Origin of the sequence: Trebonia kvetii, from assembly GCF_007827045.1 — a bacterium.
Taxonomy (GTDB): domain Bacteria; phylum Actinomycetota; class Actinomycetes; order Streptosporangiales; family Streptosporangiaceae; genus Trebonia; species Trebonia kvetii.
On sequence record NZ_RPFW01000001.1, the window covers coordinates 1,727,844 to 1,745,317 of the forward strand.

Below are 17,474 nucleotides of genomic sequence, written 5' to 3' on the forward strand. Positions count from 1 at the left end.
CATAGCCCCCTCGCCGGGGCAAGCTCCGGTACGGCGCCTGCCGCGCCGAGTACGTATCCGGTGGTCGGTGCTGTCCGAGCATCTTCACCTCGTCAGTCTCCGCGCTCGAACCGGAACCCGACGCCGCGCACCGTCGTGATGAAGCGCGGGTGGTGCGCGTCGTCGCCCAGCTTGCGGCGCAGCCAGGAGATGTGCATGTCAAGCGTCTTGGTGGACGTCCACCACTTGGCGTCCCAGACCTCGCGCATGATCTGCTCGCGGGTGACCACCTTGCCCGCGTCCCGCAGCAGGATCCACAGCAGGTCGAATTCCTTCGTGGTCAGATCGAGTTCGGTGTCGCCGTGCCAGGCCCTTCTGGCGTCCGCGTCCACCCGCACGCCGCGCACCGTGCCTGGCACCTCAGCCGTGCCGCGGCGCAGCAGGGCGCGGACCCTGGCGAGCAGCTCGGCGAGCCGGAACGGCTTGGTAACGTAGTCGTCGGCGCCCGCATCCAGCCCGACCACGGTGTCCACCTCGTCGGCCCTGGCGGTGAGGATCAGCACGGGCACGCCGTTCCCCTCGGCGCGGACCCTGCGGCACACCTCAAGGCCGTCAAGCTCAGGCAAACCGATATCGAGCAGGATCAGGTCCACCCCGTCCGAGAGCGCCCGCCCAAGCGTCGTCGGACCGTCCTGGGTGACCTCCACCTGGTAGCCCTCCCTGCGCAGGGCGCGGGACAGCGGCTCAGAAATGGAGGTGTCGTCCTCGGCGAGCAGCACTCGGGTCATACGTAGATCGTAAAGCCACGGTAAAACAGTTGCATCCGCAGCGCGCCGGGCATCAGCGATATCCCGGTCAGTCGTATGCAGGCCGGTCGTCGCTCCGGTCCGGCGGAACCCGGTCGTCGCCCAGCCGTTCGTTCTCGACGAGCTGGAACAGCAGTGAGGACACTCGCTCCACGTGCGGGATCTCGGTCAGCGCCAGCTCGCCGTGCTCGCCGGCGGATTCCACGACGAGCGTCCCGCAGCCGAGCAGCCGGTCGAGCACCCCCTTGCGGAACGAGACGTCGGTGATCCGCGACAGCGGGATGTCCCTGCCGTTGCGTGTCACGATCCCGTCCCGCAGCCGCATCCGCTTGTTCGTCAGCTCATACACCGTGGTACGCCAGACCAGGACGGGCAGCAGCAGCCACCAGATAAGCAGCGCGAGTGCGACCACCCCGACGGCAAGCCGCTCGATCGCCGAGTACTTGTTCCCCGGAATGAGCGCCTCGGCGGCGGCCAGCGCGACCACCACGAGAAGCCCGGCCGCGACCGGACCCACCAGCGTCTTCCAGTGCTGATGCAGAACTTTTACCGACTCCTCGCCGACCGCGAGCGAGCTGTCATGACCCATGGGGACATGGTAGAGGCGCAGCCGCGGAATAACGGCAGATGCCGGGTCATACCGGGACGTGCCGGCGAACTTATTCTCAACTCGCCGGACGGACGTGGACGACATCGCCCGCCGAGACCGGCACCGGCGGATCGCCTGGCCGTTCCTCGATCAGCAGCCGGCCGGCCGCGTCGACATCGGTGGCCGTGCCCGTCAGCACCCGGCCGAGCGGCAGTTCGGCGCGCACCGGCTGGCCGAGGGTCGCGCACAGCGCACGGTACTCCGCGAGCAGGCCGGTCCCGGCCGGGTCCGGTTCCGCACGGAACGCCGCGTACCGGTGCTCGAACTCGCCGAGCACCGCGGCGAGCAGATCCTCCCGGGCCACCGTGGCGCCCTCGGCGATCAGCGAGGTGGCCCGCAGGCCGGACGGCGACACGGGCAGCGACTCCGCGGGAGTCGCGACGTTGAGGCCGATGCCGATCACGACCGCCGACTCGTCAGGCGCCTGCTCGGCGAGGATGCCCGCCAGCTTGCGCTCGCCGGCCAGGACGTCGTTCGGCCACTTGAGCACCGCGTCGACGGCACTCACCGACCGGACGGCGGACACCACCGCGACCCCGGTAAGCAGCGGCAGCCAGCCGCGGCGGTCCGCCGGCACCGTTACGGGCCGCAGCAGCATAGAGAACGTCAGCGCCTCACCGGGCACGCTTGACCAGGACCGGCCGAGCCGTCCCCGCCCCGCCGTCTGCTCCTCCGCGACAAGCACCTGGCCCTCGGGGCCGGCCGGCTCGGCGGTGGCCCGCGCGAGCAGGTCGGCGTTGGTCGAGCCGGTGGACGCCACCACGTCAAGCCGCGTCCACATGCCGCTGGGGGCGGGGAGACGGAGCCCCCAACCGTTCGGAGGATTAGTCACTGGCATCGCCGATCGCGATCCGCAGCCTGCGGAAGCCCTTGCCCTTGTTCTCCACCTTGACGACGGAGATCCGGCCGACCTGGGACGTGGACGCCACGTGCGTGCCGCCGTCGGCCTGCTGGTCGAGGCCCACAATGTCCACGATCCGCACCTCCTTGACGTCATCGGGCACCAGGTTGGTCGCGGTCCTGATGATGTCGGGGAGCCTGAACGCCTCGTCGCGCGGCAGCGTGCGGACGTCGATCCGCCGGTCCGCGCGGAGCTCGGTGTTGCACGCCGCCTCGACGGCCTCCTTGAAGCCGGGCGGCACGGCCTCCAGGTTGAAGTCCATCCTGGCGTTGAGCGGCTCCATGTTGCCGCCCGTCACCAGCGCGCCGAAGTCGCGGAAGACCACGCCGCACAGCACGTGCAGCCCGGAGTGGGTGCGCATCAGCGCCGTGCGCCTGTCGTCCTCAAGCGCGCCGCGCACCGCGGTGCCCGGCGGCGGCAGCGGATCGGTGTCGAGCGGCACCAGGTACACGTCGTCCCCGGTCTTGCGCGCGTCCACGATCCTGGTCTGCACCCCGCCCCAGAGCAGGACACCGTGGTCCGGCGGCTGACCGCCGCCGCCGGGGTAGAAGGCGGACCGGTCGAGAACGATCCCGTCAGGTCCGGAGTCGAGCACCACGGCGTCCCACTCGCGCAGCGTCTGGTCATCAAGGTCAAGGCGATGTGTCCTGCTCACGCTAGGCAGCCTACTGCTGCGCCCCATCGCCCCGCCTACCGCCGCGCCTACCGAGGCGCGGGCGAGGCGGTCGACGCGAGCGGGGCGGCAGGGGCGGCGGATGCGGCTGCCGCCGTGGCGATCCTGTGATGCGCCAGGGCGAGCGCCGCACCCGTCAGCGCGAGCGCGCTGAGCGCGACCGACACCGCGAGGTAGGCATGCCCCGAGGAGACGGCGAAGCCGCCGGGCCTGGCCGCCACGGCCCCCGCAGGCAGCCTGCCCGCCAGGTTCAGGTACAGCGAGCCGAACGCGGCGATGCCGACGACGATGCCGAGCTGGTTCACCGTGACGACCACGCCGCTCGCGTCCGCCGCGCTGGCCACAGGCACCCGGGACAGCACCCGGCCCATCAGCGCGCCGAACGCCCCCGCCATGCCGCCGCCGGCGACCGCGAGCGCGACGTACAGCCAGACGCCGCCCGTGCCGCCGTCCCGCAGCAGCAGCCCGGCCCACAGCAGGCCGATCCCGTTGACCACGAACCCGGCCATCGGCAGGTTTCCGTGGTAGCGCGCCGGCAGCCGCCGCCAGTTCAGGCTGACAAGCGCGAAGGCTACGCCGCACGGGACGAACGTAAGGCCGGCCCGCAGCGGCGAGTCGCCGAGGCCGTCCTGCAGCTCGAGCGCCAGGCCGAACAGCCAGCCGCCGAACACCGCAAGCGACGCGAAAAGCCCGGCGAGGCCGGCAACCATGCCGGGCAGGCCAAGCAGCGACCTCGGCAGGATCGGCTGACCGCCGCGTGCGCCCACCCGGTGCTCCACCACGCCGAGCAGCGCGAAGCCTGCCACGGACGCGACGAGCAGCACCCAGCCCCAGGCAGGCCAGCCGAGCGGCTGACCGAGGACGAGCGGCAGCACGAAGGCGAGCACGACAGGGGTGAGCACCGCGAGGCCCGGCAGGTCAAGGGTGCGGATCCCGTCGAAGCGGCCAGCGGGCAGCAGCCGGCCCGCGGCAAGCACGAGCAGCCCGATCGGCACGTTGACGAGGAAGACGGGGCGCCACGAGCTGCCGAACAGGTCCGCGCTGACCAGCACGCCGCCGAGAACCTGGCCGAGCACGGCGCCGCCGGAGATGACGGTCGCGTACAGGCTCATCGCCCTCGCCCGCGGTCCCGGTGCGGTGTAGCTGCGCTGGATCAGGCTGAGTACCTGCGGGATCATGACCGCGGCACCCGCGCCCTGGAGGAATCGCAGCGCGACGAGTGCACCCGTCGACGGCGCCAGCCCGCAGCCGAGCGAGGCGAGCGTGAACAGGGCCACGCCCGCCAGGTAGACGCGGCGGTGCCCGAGAATGTCGCCCAGCCTCGCGCCGGTGACGAGCAGCACGGCGTAGGCGATCGTATAGCCGGCCACGATGAGCTGGAGCCCCGCGCCGGACGCGCCGAGCGTGGCGTGCATGGCGGGCACCGCGACGTTGACGATGTTGGTGTCGAGTACGGCCATAATCTGGCCGGTCAGCACGATGGCGAGCGCCACGGCCGGCGGCACGGCGCGGGCGGCCCGGCCTTCCCTGCCGGTGCTGGCGAGGGCCGGGCGGTCCCTGAGTTCTGTCATGTCACCTAGCATGCCGCTGCGCTTATGCTGGTACCAAGAGCCTGGTTATCCTGGTACTAATACCACCTGGCAAGGCTGACCGCCATGCGGGAGGATGAGGATCATGACCGAATCGGCCACGGCAACCGCCGCCCGCAGGACCGAGCTCGCCGCGTTCCTGCGCGCCAGGCGCGAGCGGATCAGCCCCGAGGACGTGGGCCTGCCGCCAGGCACCCGCCGCCGCACCGCCGGCCTGCGCCGCGAGGAACTCGCGCAGCTCGCCGGGGTCGGTGTCACCTGGTACACCTGGCTGGAGCAGGGCCGCCCGATCAACGCGAGCGTCCAGGTCCTCGACGCCGTCGCCACCACGCTCCGGCTCGACCAGGTGGAACGCGCCCACCTGTTCCGTCTCGCCGACCTGCCGGGCGCGGCTGCCGCCGCGGCGGACTGCGGCGACTGCGCCCTCCCGCCAGAGGTCCAGCAGATCCTCGACGCCGTCAAGTACCCCGCCTGCGTGCTCACCGAGCGATTCGACCTGATCGCGTGGAACGAGGTGTACGCCGCGCTCTTCCCGAGCATCACCGGGGCACCGGCGGGCGAGCGGAACACGCTGCTCGTCAACCTCACGTCCCCAGCCTGCTGCAGCCCGCTGCAGGACAAGGGGATTCACTGCCTGGGCCTGGTCGGACAGCTGCGCGCGGCCTACGGCCGCCACGTCGGCGACCCGGCGTGGGCGCACTTCATCCGCCGCCTCGAGGCGGTCAGCCCGGCCTTCGCCGAGGCCTGGGCGTCACACGACGTGGCACAGCCGACCAGCCACACCAAGCACTTCCGCCACCCGGCCGTCGGCCACATCACCACCACGTCCACCAGCTTCGCGGTCACCGCCGTCCCCGGCGCCCGCCTCGTCGTGTACACCCCCGCCGACGAGCCAAGCGCAACGGCACTCACCCGGCTCGCCGAAGGCGCGGACCGCGACGCCCGCTTCCCCTGCTGGAACACCCACCATCCCGAACGGGTTCGGCTGGCTGCGGCCGCCCTCTGAGCCTGTTCTGGCTCTGTGTGCCAGAACCGGTATGGAGAGACGGCGCGGCCGGGCCGGCAGGCGGACAGGCCGGAGGGCGGCGGGGCGCCCAGCGGGCGCGGGTCAGCCGGTGTTCTGCAGGCCGGCCGCGATGCCGCTGACGGTGAGAAGCAGCAGGCGGTCGAGCGCGGGGCGCTCCTTCGGGTCGACCTCATCGGCGCGCAGCGCGGAGAGGGCACGCAGCTGCAGGTAGGACAGCGCGTCCACGTACGGGTCGCGCAGCACGATCGCACGGGACAGCACGGGACGGCCGGCCACCAGGCGGTCGTGCCCGGTGACGGCCAGCACCAGGCGCCTGGTGCGGTCGTACTCGGCGAGCACCCGCTCGGTCAGGTCGGGCCGGCCGCCCAGGGCTAGGTAGCGGGAGGCGATCGAGCGGTCGGTCTTGGCCAGCGACATCTCCGCGTTGTCGAGCAGGGTGGCGAGCAGTGGCCATTCCCGGTACGCGCGGCGCAGTACGGTAAGCCCCTCGGCGGGGATATCGCCGTCGGAGTCACCAGCCGGGATGCCAGCCCAGGCGGCGGCGGCCAGGCCGCTGCCGAGGCCGTACCAGCCTGGCAGGTTGAGCCTGGTCTGCGCCCAGGCGAACACCCAGGGAATCGCGCGCAGGTCCTCGAGGCCGAGCGGCCCGCCGCCGTGACCGCGCCGCGACGGCCGTGAGCCGATGCGCAGCCCCCCGATCTCCTCGAGAGGGCTGACCATCGCGAACCACTCGGCGAACCCGTCGGACTCGACGAGCGCGCGGAACGCGCCCTTCGAGGCCACGTCGATGGCCGAGGCGACGTCAGTGAAGGCCGTCGCCGCCGCGGCGTTGCGCTCGGCGGCCGAGGGCGATGAGGCGAGCAGCACCGCCGAGGTGACCTGCTCCAGGTGCCGCAGGCCGATCGCCGACCTGCCGTACCGGGCGAAGATCACCTCGCCCTGCTCGGTCACCTTCAGGCGAGTGTCCACCGAGCCGGGCGCCTGGGCGAGCACGGCGCGGCCTGCCGGGCCGCCACCGCGGCCGATCGCGCCGCCGCGCCCGTGGAACATGGTGAGCTTCACGTCGTGCTCCGCCGCCCAGGCCACGAGTTCCGCCTGCGCGTCGAACAGCCGCAGCGTCGCCGAAGCGGGGCCGAGTTCCTTGGCCGAGTCCGAGTAACCGAGCATCACCTCCAGGTGCCGCCCCGTCTGCTCTAGCCGGGCCGCCACACCGGGGACCGCCAGCATGCCGGTCAGCACGCCTGGCGCGTTGGCTAGGTCCTCGCCGGTCTCGAAGAGCGGCACCACGTCGAGCACCGGGCCGTCGCCCTGCGGGAACGCGTACCCGGCCAGCTCGTAGACCGCGGCGACGTCCTCGGCTGAGGTGGTAAACGAGATGATGTACCTGCGGCAGGCGTCGACGCCGTAGCGGCGCTGAATCCACCCCATCACCCGGATGGTCTCGAGCACCTCCTCGGTCATCGCCGACGGCGGATCGCCGGCGCGCAGCTCCGCGAGTGCGCGGGCATGCACCCGCGAATGCTGCCTGACCTCAAGGCCCGCCAGGTGGAATCCGAACGTCTCCGCCTGCCACACCAGGTGCTGCAGCTCTCCGTATGCCTGGCGGACCGCCCCGGCCTCCGCCAGCGCCGCCTGCACCAGGCGCAGGTCGGCCACGAAGTCCTCCGCCCTCCCGTAGGCCAGGTCCAGGCTCCGCGTCCGGGTCGCGGCGAGCCGCTCCGCCGCATAAAGCAGCCAGGCGCGGTACGGCTCGCCGGGCGACCTGGCGGAAATCTCGGCAAGCAACTCAGGATGCTCGGTCGAGGCGGCGGCCAGCGCCCTGCTGAGCGCCGGCGACGGCGGCGAGGTCACCGCGTCGACGGTCAGCGCGCGGCCGATCCTGCCGCAGACCGCCTCCAGGCCGCGCAGCGCGTGCTCGGCCTGGATCACCGCCGCCTCCCTGGTCACCGCCGCGGTGACGTTCGGGTTGCCGTCACGGTCGCCGCCCACCCAGGAGCCGAACCGCAGGAACGGCGGCACGGGCGAGGCCACCGTGCCGCTGTCCGGGCCGAGCAGCACGTGGTCGAGCGCCCGGTAGACCACGGGCACAAGGCGGAACAGCGTCTCATCGAACGCGGTCATCACGGTGCGGACCTCGTCGGCCGGCGCCATCCCGGCCACCCGGAGCTGGGCAGTCCGCCACAGCAGGTCCACCTCCTCGCGGAGCTTGCGCCGGTTCTCCGCCTGCTGCAGCGCACCGGCCCGTTCGTCGTCGATCGCGGTGATCAGCCCGGTGACCCGGCGCAGCGACGCGACCACCGCACGGCGGCGCGCCTCGGTGGGATGCGCGGTGAACACAGGGTGCACCCGGAGCCCCGCGAGCAGCTCGCCCAAGTGCTCGGCGCCGCGCTCGGCGGTCAGCTGGCCCACCGCGTCGGCAAGCGACTCACGCGGCGGCCGGTCACCGGAGCCACGCAGCCGCAGCGCGCGCACCCGCTGCTGCTCCTCCGACAGGTTGACCAGGTGGAAGTAGACCGTGAACGCCCGCGCCACCAGCTCTGCCCGCTCCCACGACCAGGAGGAGACGAGCGCGGCGATCTCATCGCCCGCGTCGGTCCCCGCGGGCGCACCGCGGTCCGCCGCGGTACGGGCACCGATGACCGCGTGCCGCAGCCGCTCCACGTCGGCGAGCAGGTCCGCGCCCGCGGACTCGCTGATTACCTCGCCGAGCACCTCACCGAGCAGCCGCACGTCCCTGCGCATCTGTTCGGGCAGCGCAGCGGAATCGCGCGCGCGGCCCGTTCCCCCGGTACCGTCCTCGGTCAGGTCATCGGCGGGACCGGAATCCGGGCCGCCAAGCGCGTCGCTCGCGTAGGCATCCACGCTGCAGAGCCTAACCAGCCACTGTTAAAAGCAATCGCCGCAGGGTCGGGATCCGCCCGCCTGATCGCTTGTGCTGGCAGCCGCCGATATCGTGATGGCCTGTCCTTGCTCGCAGCTCGCAGTGGCCTACGGAGGAACGTCATGGCTGACCAGCCCGCTCCGTGTCCGACGTCGCCGAGCACGGCGGGATCTGGACAATCCAGTCCAGCGTGTTCCCGGAAAACACCGCGAGCCTTCGGCTGCACGAGCGGGCGGGGTTCCGTGCCGTTGGCGTGCGGCGGCGGGTCGGCCGCCACCACGGCAGCTGGCGCGACACCGTGCTGATCGAGCGGCGCAGCAACGTCGCGGGGATGGACTGAGCCAGTCTCCCGCAGATGGAGGAGTTCGGGTAAGCGTCGGCCACCACAACGGTGACCTCCGCCCGCGGATCAATCTCGCGCGCTCGCAGGGCGGCGCTGATCCCGGCGTCACTTCCGACGATTGCCACGATGTGCATTGAAATGACTACCTTCCATCACTTGAAACGTGCTGGTCGTGCTCGGGACCCGACCCGTTGTCCGTCTCGTGCGGCACGACGATCTGCGCTGCCTGTGCCGGGGTCAGCGCGGGGTACAGGAACCTGATGATGAACACGCCCGCGATGCCGCCGCCGACCTGCGCCAGGATGAACACCGGGACGGACGATGGTGCGATGCCTGCGAACGTGTTGGAGAACATGCGGCCGACCGTGATCGCCGGGTTTGCGAAGCTGGTGGACGACGTGAACCAGTACGCGGCGCCGATGTAGGCGCCGACCGCCGCCGGGGCGCTAGCCGCCCGCCCGGTCCGCGCGAGCGCGAAGATCACCAGTAGCAGACCGGCGGTGGCGATGACCTCAGACAGGGCGTGCGGCCCGCTAGCCCGCTGCTTGACCGAGATCGACACCGCGTCAAGCCCGAACATCAGGTTGGCGACCACGGCTCCGCTTATGCAGCCCGCGACCTGGGCAGGCAGGTAGGCGGCGGCGTCCCGCCAGGAAATCCCGCCGAGCGTCGCGTCGGCGAACGAGACGACCGGGTTGAAGTGCGCACCGGACACCGGCCCGAACATCAAGATGATCGCGAACAGCCCGACCGCGGTGGCCGCCGCGTTCTCCAGCAGCTCAAGCCCGGTGTCGCCAGGCGACAGCCGCTGCGCGGCGATCCCGGAGCCGATCACGATGGCGGCGAGAAACGCGCTGCCGAGGAACTCGGCCACCAGCCGCCGCCACAGGTTAGGTGCACTCATCACGGGCCTATCTTGACTTAACCGATGTACTGATCACCGACAGGCTGGCCGAGGGCGACGCGTCCCCCTCGGAACTCGGCGCGCTGCTCGCGATGCCGTCCAACCTGCTCGCCCATCACCTGCGCGTTCTTGAAGATGCCCGGATCATCACGCGCCGACGCTCGGCGGGCGACCACCGCCGCAGCTACCTGCGGCTCGTCCCCGACCCGGTCCCGGCCGGCGATCACGGCAGCTTCGACGCTGCCCTGGATGACCTGAGCCGGCGAGTCGGCCGACTCGCCCCGCAGGTGTCCGAAGTCCCTCGGCCTTCGTCCTTAGCCCGAACGGAAGGGTGCCGGGGCGGTGGCGGCCAAGACCGCCCGGAGGCGGCGACGGCAGCCAGGCAGCTCGCTCATGCACCCTCTCCTTTTCCCATCCAAATTTCTCGATGCATCGACTATTCTCGATGCATCGAGTTTTGTCAATCGATGTGAGAGGATCAGGTTCATGACACGCACGCCCCTGCCATTGCTCGATGCCGACCTGGCGTCCTGCTGCTCGCTGCTGACCGGGGGCGCGCTTGACGAAGAGGCCGCCGAGCGAGTGGCCCGGCTGTTCCGCGCGCTCGGCGACAGGCACCGGGTCCGCCTGCTCTCGCTGATCGCCGCCGCCGAGGGCGGCGAGGCCTGCATCTGCGACCTCACCGAGCCCGTCGGCCTCGCCCAGCCAACCGTCTCACACCACATGAAGCTGCTCGTCGACGCCGGTCTGGTGAGCCGCGACCAGCGCGGCAAGTGGGCCTACTACCGCGTCGTCCCCGAGACGATGACGGCGCTCGGCGACATTCTCCGCCGCTCCGCACCCATCGCTGCCGACTGACCTGACGGCTTCCGGGCGACTTCGCGCGTCAAGTGGCACGCGCACGGCCCGGACTGCCCTAGAGTCATATGACGATGAGCGAATTCGCCGCCCCGATGCCCGTCCTCGCCAGATATGCGGTCATGGTCGATGTCGGGTATATCTACGCGGCCGCGGGCGAGTTGCTTTTCGGCGCCAGCGCCCGCCGCGACTACCGGGTCGACGCCGTCGGCCTGATCCAGGCGGTCACCAAGCACGCCGACGAACTGTTCCGCGGCGAACTGCTGCGCGTCTACTGGTACGACGCGGCCCGCGACCGGGTGCCCACCATCGACCAGCGCGTTGTCGCGCAGATGGCCTGGGTCAAGCTCCGGCTCGGCAACCTGAACGCGCGCGGCCAGCAGAAGGGCGTGGACGCCAACATCCGCGCCGACATGGAGGCGCTGGCCAGGCACCGGGCGATCACCGACGCGGTGCTCATCGCGGGCGACGAGGACATGGTGCCCGCGGTCGAGGCGGCGCAGGCCTATGGCGTGCGGGTGCACCTGTGGGGCGTCGAGCCGCCGTACGGCACCAACCAGGCGGAGCGGCTGGTGTGGGAGTCGGACACGGTGGACGTGCTCGACTCTGCGTTCGTGCGCCCCTACTTCGCGCGCAACCCGGCTGCCGAGCAGGCCAGGCCCGAGGTCCAGGCGACCGTTCCATCGCCTGCCCAGCTCTTCGGTGAACGGCATCCGGTGTCGCGGCCCACCGGCCCGATCCCCCGGAGCCCGCACCTGTCGCAAACCGGCCCGATGCCGCGCCTCGGTCCCGACCGGCGGCACGTCGAGGAGGCCGGCGAGCACGTCGCGCACAAGTGGATCCTGACCCGTGGCGCCGACAACATCCGTGACCTGCTGCCCGGCCCGATCCTGCCGCCGGTCATCGACAAGGAACTGCTCGTCGAGGCGGAGAAGGAACTCGGTCAGTCGCTGCGCCCGTACCAGGAGGCGCGCGAGTGGCTGCGGGACGCGTTCTGGGCGCGGGTGCATCGCGAATTCGGCATCGGAGTCGGCAAGTCACGCGGCTGAGCTGACGGGCGGTTTGTGGCTAGCCCCAATTGCGCCGGGCGGTCCGCGCAGGCCTGACTAGAGGCATGAAGATCGTCATCGCCGGGTCAGGCGCGATGGGCTGCCGGTACGGTGCCGCGCTTTTCGAGTCCGGCCACGAGGTCACGCTGCTTGACGGGTGGGCAGAGCACGTGGCCGCGATCAACGAGCGCGGGCTGCGGGTCACCGATGAGTCGGGGACCAGGGTTGTCCCGGTGCCCGCCATGCTGTTCCCCGCGCCCGGTGTCCCCGCCGACCTGGTCATCGTGTTCGCCAAGGCCACCGGGACCGCCGCCGTGGCCGCCGCGGCGGCGGGCGCCATCGGGCCCGCCACGCTGCTGCTCACGCTGCAGAACGGCCTCGGCAACATCGAGGCGCTGCGCGCGCATGCACCGGACGAACGGCTGCTCGCGGGCGTTTCCATGTACGGCACCGAGCTTGTCGGTCCCGGCCACATCACCGCGCTCGGCTCAGGCGAGACGGTGTTCGGCCCGGTCTCGCCGTCCGGCGCGGCAGCCGCCGGGCTGGCCGGCGCGGCGCTGAACGCGGCCGGCATCCCCACTCGGGTCACGGCCGACGCGATGGAGGTGATCTGGGCGAAGGTGGCCTTCAACTGCGTGATGAACACGGTGTGCTCGATCGGCTCGATCCCGGTCTCCGCGCTTGCCAGGTACGACGATTTCGACGCGCTCGCGCTGAGCGTTCTCGGTGAGATCGCCGCGGTGGCCGACGCGGAGGGCGTGGCGGTGGACACCGCGGCGGCACTGCGCGTGATGAAGGCGCAGTTCGATCCGTCGGCGTCCGGATCGCATCTGGCGTCGATGCTCCAGGACCTGATGAACGGCAGGCCCACGGAGATCGCGCAACTCAACGGGGCGATCGCGGAACGGGCGGCGCGGCATGGGATTGAGGCGCCGGCGAACGCGCTCATCGCCCGGCTGATTCGCCTGCTAGAGGCCACCTGGTCGCAGAGGGTGACCAGTTTGCACCACGGCGCGCAGTGAGACTAATCGGCAGGAACCTGGCGCAACGCGGGGTACGCTGTGCTGGCGCGGCGGCGTCTGAGGCATTCCTGCACTCCGGCGGGATCAGCGAGCGAGCGAAGGACGGGTCATCGGGTTATGCGGAGAATCGCTGGGATCATTGCGGTCCTTATCACGCTGGGTCTCACGGGGTTCTCGTGTTCACGTGCGGTCAGCGCCAGTGCGCATTCCGCGAACAGCGCCTCGCCGTCAGCCAGCGCGGCGAGCAAGGCGCCGAGCGCGAGCACACCGGCTAGTGCCAGCACGCCGGCCAGCGCGAGCAAGTCCCCGAGCCCAGCTAAGTCGCCAAGCGCAGCCACGTCGCCGAGCGACGCCACTACCGCGGGCGCCAAGATGGCGGCGTCGACCACCACGACGAAGACGTACACCATGAAGGTGGGCAAGCTGACCCGTACTTACGAGGTCATCGCGCCGGTCAAGCCGCTGCCGAAGACCGCCCCGGTGATCGTGTCGCTGGCCGGCCTCCGTGCCACCGTCGCCTCGGAGATCACCAGGGACCAGTTCACTCCCTACGCCGCGGCGGGGATGGCGGAGATCGTGTACCCGGTGGGTCTCGGCGAGTCGTGGAACGCCATCGGCTGCTGCGGCTACGCGTCGGCGCACAAGGTGGACGACCTCGGCTTCATGAAGGCGCTGGTGGCCAAGCTCGACCCAGGTCATACCCGGCACATCTTCCTCGTCGGCTACAGCAACGGCGCTCGCCTTGCCTACCGGGTGGCCTGCACGACCCCTGGCCTGTTCAACGCCTACGGGATGGTGAAGGGCGGCCCAATGGTCGACTGCGCGGTCAGCAAGCCGACCTCGATCATCCAGGTCGCGTCGCTCGACGACCCGGAGGTGTCCTACAGCCAGCCCGGGAAGGGCCGTGAGCCGCTGCCGGTCACCACCGTGGTCGGGCGGCTGCACAAGGCACTCAAGTGCGGAGCGCCGGCCAGCGTGATCCACCCGGGCAACATGTACGCCTGGACCACGTGGACCAACTGCGCGAGCGGCAACCGGCTCGCACTCGCGGTGTGGAAGGACGGGAAGCACTCCTTCCCGCGCCCGCCGGCCAGCGTTCCCGGCGCGGCTCCGGTGATGTGGTCCTTCTTCACGAAGCGGGGTCTTGCCCCGCTCCCATAAGCGGCAGCGTCAGCCGCATGATGGTTCCGCCGCGCGGCGCCGCCTCGGCGGCGATCGTTCCGCCGTGGCCGACCACAATCTCGCGGACGACGGCGAGGCCAAGGCCTGAGCCGGGGGCCGAGCGGGAGGACAGCGCGCGGTAGAAGCGGTCGAAGACGAACGGCAGGTCGTCTTCCGGGATGCCTGGCCCGTGGTCACGGATGGTGAGGCGGCCGCCGGCCAGCCTGATCCGGACCGGTCCTTCCGGCGGGCCGAACTTGGCCGCGTTGTCGAGCAGGTTCTTGACCGCGACGCGCAGTCGTTCCGCGCTGCCTTCGACGACGCCTCCGGCCAGGTAGGCGGTGAACTCAGTCTTCGGCCAGTCCCGCCGCGCTGCCTCGAGGGCGTCGGCGACGACGGCGTTGAGGTGGACGGCCGAGCGGTCGGTGGCAGGCGGTTCGCCCCTTGCCAGGTCGGTCACGCTGGCGACCAGGCGGCTGAGCTCGGCGACCTGGTTGGTCACCCGGGAGAGCACCTCCTGGCGCTCCGCGGCGGGCATCTCGGGGTTTTCCGCGAGAACCTCGACGTTGAGCCGCAGGCTGGCGAGCGGTGTGCGCAGCTCATGGCTGGCGTCGCTGACCAGCCGACGCTGCGCGGTGAGCGACCGCTGCAGCGCGCCGAGCATCGCGTTGAACGTCGTGGCGAGCCTGCCGAGTTCGTCCCTGCGGCCCACCTCGACTCGCCTGTCCGGATCGCCGGTCAGCGAGACCTCTTCCGCGACGCTTGCCAGCCTGGATACCGGCGCGAGTCCGGCCCGCGCCACGCCCCAGCCGAGCAGTGTGGCCGCGAACACGCCGATCGCGCTGAGTATCGCCAGTGTCGCGCCGACGCTGGTGACCTCGAGGTTGGTTGACGTGAGCGGCTCGGCGACCTGCATGGCGAGGCCGCGGGCCAGCGGGGCGGTGAGCACCATGGACTGGGTTCCGTTGACCTGCGCGAAGGCGTAGAAGGCGGCGACCTTGCCCGCCGCGACGCCGATGGCCGCCTTGCTCGGCTCGAGCAGGCCGGTGTCGCCCTCGGGCGTCCAGGCCTCGCCGTCGGCCGTGATGAGCTGCGTGTAGGTGAGCACGCCGAACCCGGACGAGTGCGGCGGGATCCAGTGGTCCGGGATGCGCCCCCGGTACTGGCGGGCCTCGTGCACCACGCTGTCCGCCCGCGCCGCGACCTCGGTGCGAACCTGGTTCTGCAGGTCGGTGCGGATGGCGAGGAAGGCGACCGCGGTGATGGCAAGCGCGACCGCCGCCACCGCGCCGGCCGCGACCAGGGTGAACCTGGTCTTCAGCGTGATCCTGCTTCTCACGGCAAGGTCCGCAGCACGTAGCCGACGCCGCGCACGTTGTGCACGAGGCGCTGCAGGCCGTCGGCCTCAAGCTTGCGGCGCAGCAGCGCGACGAAGACCTGGAGCGCGTTCGAGGCAGGTGCCTCGCCATAGCCCCACACCCGGTCGGTGATCACGTCATAGCTGAGCACCTGCTCGGCATTCCTGACCAGCAGTTCGAGCAGGGAAAACTCGATTCTGGTTAGCACGACGTGAGACCCGGCGCGCATCACGGTGTGCGTGGTGAGGTCGAGCGTCAGGTCGGCGTAGCCGAGGAGGTCCCGAGCGGGCTTCGTACGCCGCAGCAGCGCGTTGACCCGGGCGAGCAGTTCGCGCAGCGCGAACGGCTTTACCAGGTAGTCGTCGGCGCCTGCCTCGAGCCCGGCCACCCGGTCATCGATCGCGTCCCGCGCGGTCAGCACGAGGACCGGGGTGGCGTCTCCCCTGCTGCGCAGCTGGCGGCAGGTGTCCAGTCCGTTCAGCATGGGCATCAGCACGTCCAGGATGATCAGGTCGACCGGCGACTGCGCCACCGCGCTCAGCGCCTCCGCGCCGTTGGCCGCCGTAGTCACCGCGTATCCGGCGTATCCCAGGGCGAGCCGCAGCGAGTCACGAACGTCGTTGTCATCGTCGACGACGAGCAGCCGTGACCGCACGTCCGGTGGATTAACCCTGTCCATCGGACGTGCTTCGTGGCGGGTGGGAGGGTGCCCCACGGGTCGGTACCTGCACAGCGAAAATGAACCAGCCAAGCCTGCGAGAAGACTGAGAGTTGCCTGAAGCCCGTTACATTTTAAGCATCTCTTAACAATCGATCACCACGCTGCATGCCATGATCCCCCGAACGCTGTCAAGTACAGCCACCGCTGTCCCAGCAGTGTCCGAGAGCATCGAACCGGCCACAGGCCCGGCGCTCTGGCTCGTCCGGCATGGCGAGTCCACCTGGAATATCGCAGGCATCTGCCAAGGTCACAACGACGATGCCGAGCTTACCGAGCGCGGGCTGCGCCAGGCCGCCGAAGCCGCGGACGGCTTTCGCGGCCGCGAGATCCGCGCCATCTACGCAAGCGATCTGTGCCGGGCCCGGCAGACCGCCGCCGCGTTCGCAGCGGTGCTCGGCCTGCCCGTGCGCACCGACGCGCGGCTGCGCGAGCGGTCGTTCGGCGTGCTCGAGGGCACACCGCTCGCCTCGGTCGACCCGGCGCTTACCGGCGTCGCCGACGGGCTCGTCTTCGATCCCGACATCAGGCCACCCGGCGGCGAGTCGGTGCGCGACTTCTACCTGCGCGCCGCCGCCTTCGCCGATGCCCTCGCCGCCGAGCTTCGCGAAGCGGACGACGCGCCCCCGGGCGACGTGCTCGCCATCGCGCACGGCGGCACGCTGCGCGTACTCGACGCCTACCTGCACGGCGTCCCCGTTGACCAGATGACGTGGCGCCCGGTGAGTAACGCCACCACGCTGCGAATCGCTGAATTCGGTACCCAACCCCGAGGAGGAAACCGATGAACCGGACCGTGCTGACGCTGCCTGACAGGGCGGTTAAGCCGCGGACAAGCGGCCTGACGATGGTGATCGACGGGGGTATCCCGCTTCGCCTGTTCACCGACCTGATCGAGCTCGGCGCCGAGTACATCGACTTCGTCAAGTTCGGCTGGGGCACGTCGGTCGTCACCGGCTGCCTGGAAGAGAAGATCGGCGTCCTCGATAGCCACGGGATCGAGTTCTACTTCGGCGGCACACTGTTCGAGAAGTTTGTCCTTCAGGGGCGATTCGAGGAGTATCGTCGCTTCTGCGAAGAGCATTCGTGTCGGCACATCGAGGTATCCAACGGCACGATTGAGATGCCCAACGCCGAGAAGGCGGGGTACATCCGCAAGCTCGCGGGCGACTTCACGATCGTCTCCGAGGTCGGCTTCAAGGACCCGGGACGCTCGGAGATGCTGCCGCCGAGCGAGTGGGTGGCCTCCATCAAGGAAGACATCGACGCGGGCGCCTCACTCGTCACGCTTGAGGCCAGGGAAAGCGGATCTTCCGGCATCTGCCGCCCCGACGGCCAGCTGCGGTACGGCCTGATCGAAGACGTGCTCTCCGCGGGCATCGGCATCGACACCCTGCTTTTTGAGGCCCCCAACACCGCCCTCCAGACACATATGATCACTCGAATCGGTCCCAACGTGAACCTGGGCAACGTGCCGGCACAGGGGGTCATCGGCCTGGAGACGCTCCGCCTCGGGCTGCGCTCCGACACCCTGACCAAGTTCGAGTAATCAACCA

At 70.6% G+C, this 17,474-nt stretch carries 19 protein-coding genes; 9 read left to right on the top strand and 10 right to left on the bottom strand.

The annotated features are described in order from the left end of the window. Nucleotides 1-92 precede the first annotated feature (92 nt). From EAS64_RS07845 to EAS64_RS07865, 5 genes are all read right to left on the bottom strand, one after another. Entirely contained in the window at nt 93-767 is a 675-nt protein-coding gene (locus EAS64_RS07845) for a response regulator transcription factor (RefSeq protein WP_145851953.1), read from the bottom strand. 67 nt (nt 768-834) lie between these two features. Continuing rightward, nucleotides 835-1,374, bottom strand: a complete 540-nt coding sequence (locus EAS64_RS07850; protein WP_187365755.1) for a PH domain-containing protein — start codon at nt 1,372-1,374, stop codon at nt 835-837. A gap of 76 nt (nt 1,375-1,450) precedes the next feature. Further along, nucleotides 1,451-2,215, bottom strand: coding sequence for a biotin--[acetyl-CoA-carboxylase] ligase (locus tag EAS64_RS07855; protein WP_145851955.1), 765 nt, complete (start codon nt 2,213-2,215; stop codon nt 1,451-1,453). 43 nt (nt 2,216-2,258) lie between these two features. After that, a complete protein-coding gene (locus tag EAS64_RS07860; RefSeq protein WP_222849074.1) occupies nt 2,259-2,990 on the bottom strand; it encodes an alanyl-tRNA editing protein in 732 nt (243 codons plus the stop codon). 47 nt (nt 2,991-3,037) lie between these two features. Further along, nucleotides 3,038-4,579 carry an MFS transporter gene (locus tag EAS64_RS07865; RefSeq protein WP_145851957.1) on the bottom strand — a complete coding sequence of 514 codons (1,542 nt, stop codon included), beginning with the start codon at nt 4,577-4,579 and terminating at the stop codon, nt 3,038-3,040. 103 nt (nt 4,580-4,682) lie between these two features. Here EAS64_RS07865 and EAS64_RS07870 point away from each other — a divergent pair, with 103 nt between their 5' ends. Beyond that, the gene (locus EAS64_RS07870) at nt 4,683-5,603 is read left to right on the top strand and encodes a helix-turn-helix transcriptional regulator (RefSeq protein ID WP_145851958.1); all 921 of its coding nucleotides are present in this window, start codon (nt 4,683-4,685) and stop codon (nt 5,601-5,603) included. Between the two features lie 102 nt (nt 5,604-5,705). Here EAS64_RS07870 and EAS64_RS07875 read toward each other — a convergent pair whose 3' ends face one another. Beyond that, nucleotides 5,706-8,366: a phosphoenolpyruvate carboxylase gene (locus tag EAS64_RS07875; protein WP_145852422.1), complete on the bottom strand. Its 2,661-nt coding sequence runs from the start codon at nt 8,364-8,366 to the stop codon at nt 5,706-5,708. Between the two features lie 281 nt (nt 8,367-8,647). On the opposite strand from EAS64_RS07875, the gene EAS64_RS07880 reads away from it, so the two are divergent. Continuing rightward, nucleotides 8,648-8,845, top strand: a complete 198-nt coding sequence (locus tag EAS64_RS07880) for a GNAT family N-acetyltransferase (protein ID WP_222849075.1) — start codon at nt 8,648-8,650, stop codon at nt 8,843-8,845. 145 nt (nt 8,846-8,990) lie between these two features. On the opposite strand, the gene EAS64_RS07885 is transcribed toward EAS64_RS07880, so the two are convergent. Continuing rightward, complete coding sequence (locus EAS64_RS07885; protein ID WP_145852423.1) at nt 8,991-9,752, bottom strand: MIP/aquaporin family protein; 762 nt, start codon at nt 9,750-9,752, stop codon at nt 8,991-8,993. Between EAS64_RS07885 and EAS64_RS07890 the strand changes: the two genes are divergently transcribed. From EAS64_RS07890 to EAS64_RS07905, 4 genes are all read left to right on the top strand, one after another. Further along, complete coding sequence (locus EAS64_RS07890; RefSeq protein WP_145851959.1) at nt 9,743-10,225, top strand: winged helix-turn-helix domain-containing protein; 483 nt, start codon at nt 9,743-9,745, stop codon at nt 10,223-10,225. The genes EAS64_RS07885 and EAS64_RS07890 overlap by 10 nt on opposite strands. Nucleotides 10,226-10,238: 13 nt before the next feature. After that, entirely contained in the window at nt 10,239-10,610 is a 372-nt protein-coding gene (locus EAS64_RS07895) for an ArsR/SmtB family transcription factor (RefSeq protein WP_145851960.1), read from the top strand. A 74-nt stretch (nt 10,611-10,684) separates the two neighbouring features. Next, the gene (locus EAS64_RS07900; protein WP_342782023.1) at nt 10,685-11,659 is read left to right on the top strand and encodes an NYN domain-containing protein; all 975 of its coding nucleotides are present in this window, start codon (nt 10,685-10,687) and stop codon (nt 11,657-11,659) included. 65 nt (nt 11,660-11,724) lie between these two features. After that, entirely contained in the window at nt 11,725-12,681 is a 957-nt protein-coding gene (locus tag EAS64_RS07905) for a ketopantoate reductase family protein (RefSeq protein WP_145851962.1), read from the top strand. 107 nt (nt 12,682-12,788) lie between these two features. On the opposite strand, the gene EAS64_RS07910 is transcribed toward EAS64_RS07905, so the two are convergent. Then, the gene (locus tag EAS64_RS07910; RefSeq protein ID WP_145851963.1) at nt 12,789-13,091 is read right to left on the bottom strand and encodes a hypothetical protein; all 303 of its coding nucleotides are present in this window, start codon (nt 13,089-13,091) and stop codon (nt 12,789-12,791) included. 4 nt (nt 13,092-13,095) lie between these two features. Between EAS64_RS07910 and EAS64_RS07915 the strand changes: the two genes are divergently transcribed. Then, entirely contained in the window at nt 13,096-13,842 is a 747-nt protein-coding gene (locus EAS64_RS07915; protein ID WP_187365757.1) for a CE1 family esterase, read from the top strand. On the opposite strand, the gene EAS64_RS07920 is transcribed toward EAS64_RS07915, so the two are convergent. Together EAS64_RS07920 and EAS64_RS07925 are read right to left on the bottom strand one after the other, a co-directional pair. After that, a complete protein-coding gene (locus tag EAS64_RS07920; protein ID WP_145851965.1) occupies nt 13,811-15,181 on the bottom strand; it encodes a sensor histidine kinase in 1,371 nt (456 codons plus the stop codon). The genes EAS64_RS07915 and EAS64_RS07920 overlap by 32 nt on opposite strands. Further along, the gene (locus tag EAS64_RS07925; protein ID WP_145851966.1) at nt 15,178-15,879 is read right to left on the bottom strand and encodes a response regulator transcription factor; all 702 of its coding nucleotides are present in this window, start codon (nt 15,877-15,879) and stop codon (nt 15,178-15,180) included. The genes EAS64_RS07920 and EAS64_RS07925 overlap by 4 nt, the downstream gene beginning before the upstream one ends. 197 nt (nt 15,880-16,076) lie before the next feature. On the opposite strand from EAS64_RS07925, the gene EAS64_RS07930 reads away from it, so the two are divergent. Further along, nucleotides 16,077-16,706 carry a histidine phosphatase family protein gene (locus tag EAS64_RS07930; protein WP_187365758.1) on the top strand — a complete coding sequence of 210 codons (630 nt, stop codon included), beginning with the start codon at nt 16,077-16,079 and terminating at the stop codon, nt 16,704-16,706. After that, nucleotides 16,703-17,467: a phosphosulfolactate synthase gene (locus EAS64_RS07935; RefSeq protein WP_145851968.1), complete on the top strand. Its 765-nt coding sequence runs from the start codon at nt 16,703-16,705 to the stop codon at nt 17,465-17,467. The genes EAS64_RS07930 and EAS64_RS07935 overlap by 4 nt, the downstream gene beginning before the upstream one ends. Nucleotides 17,468-17,474 lie beyond the last annotated feature (7 nt).

Bases quoted from the DNA above. Each gene is read 5' to 3' on its own strand.
- EAS64_RS07845 (WP_145851953.1), bottom strand. From the start codon at position 767: ATGACCCGAGTGCTGCTCGCCGAGGACGACACCTCCATTTCTGAGCCG.
- EAS64_RS07850 (WP_187365755.1), bottom strand. From the start codon at position 1,374: ATGGGTCATGACAGCTCGCTCGCGGTCGGCGAGGAGTCGGTAAAAGTT.
- EAS64_RS07855 (WP_145851955.1), bottom strand. From the start codon at position 2,215: ATGTGGACGCGGCTTGACGTGGTGGCGTCCACCGGCTCGACCAACGCC.
- EAS64_RS07865 (WP_145851957.1), bottom strand. From the start codon at position 4,579: ATGACAGAACTCAGGGACCGCCCGGCCCTCGCCAGCACCGGCAGGGAA.
- EAS64_RS07870 (WP_145851958.1), top strand. From the start codon at position 4,683: ATGACCGAATCGGCCACGGCAACCGCCGCCCGCAGGACCGAGCTCGCC.
- EAS64_RS07875 (WP_145852422.1), bottom strand. From the start codon at position 8,366: ATGCGCAGGGACGTGCGGCTGCTCGGTGAGGTGCTCGGCGAGGTAATC.
- EAS64_RS07885 (WP_145852423.1), bottom strand. From the start codon at position 9,752: ATGAGTGCACCTAACCTGTGGCGGCGGCTGGTGGCCGAGTTCCTCGGC.
- EAS64_RS07895 (WP_145851960.1), top strand. From the start codon at position 10,239: ATGACACGCACGCCCCTGCCATTGCTCGATGCCGACCTGGCGTCCTGC.
- EAS64_RS07900 (WP_342782023.1), top strand. From the start codon at position 10,685: ATGAGCGAATTCGCCGCCCCGATGCCCGTCCTCGCCAGATATGCGGTC.
- EAS64_RS07905 (WP_145851962.1), top strand. From the start codon at position 11,725: ATGAAGATCGTCATCGCCGGGTCAGGCGCGATGGGCTGCCGGTACGGT.
- EAS64_RS07910 (WP_145851963.1), bottom strand. From the start codon at position 13,091: ATGGTGTACGTCTTCGTCGTGGTGGTCGACGCCGCCATCTTGGCGCCC.
- EAS64_RS07925 (WP_145851966.1), bottom strand. From the start codon at position 15,879: ATGGACAGGGTTAATCCACCGGACGTGCGGTCACGGCTGCTCGTCGTC.
- EAS64_RS07935 (WP_145851968.1), top strand. From the start codon at position 16,703: ATGAACCGGACCGTGCTGACGCTGCCTGACAGGGCGGTTAAGCCGCGG.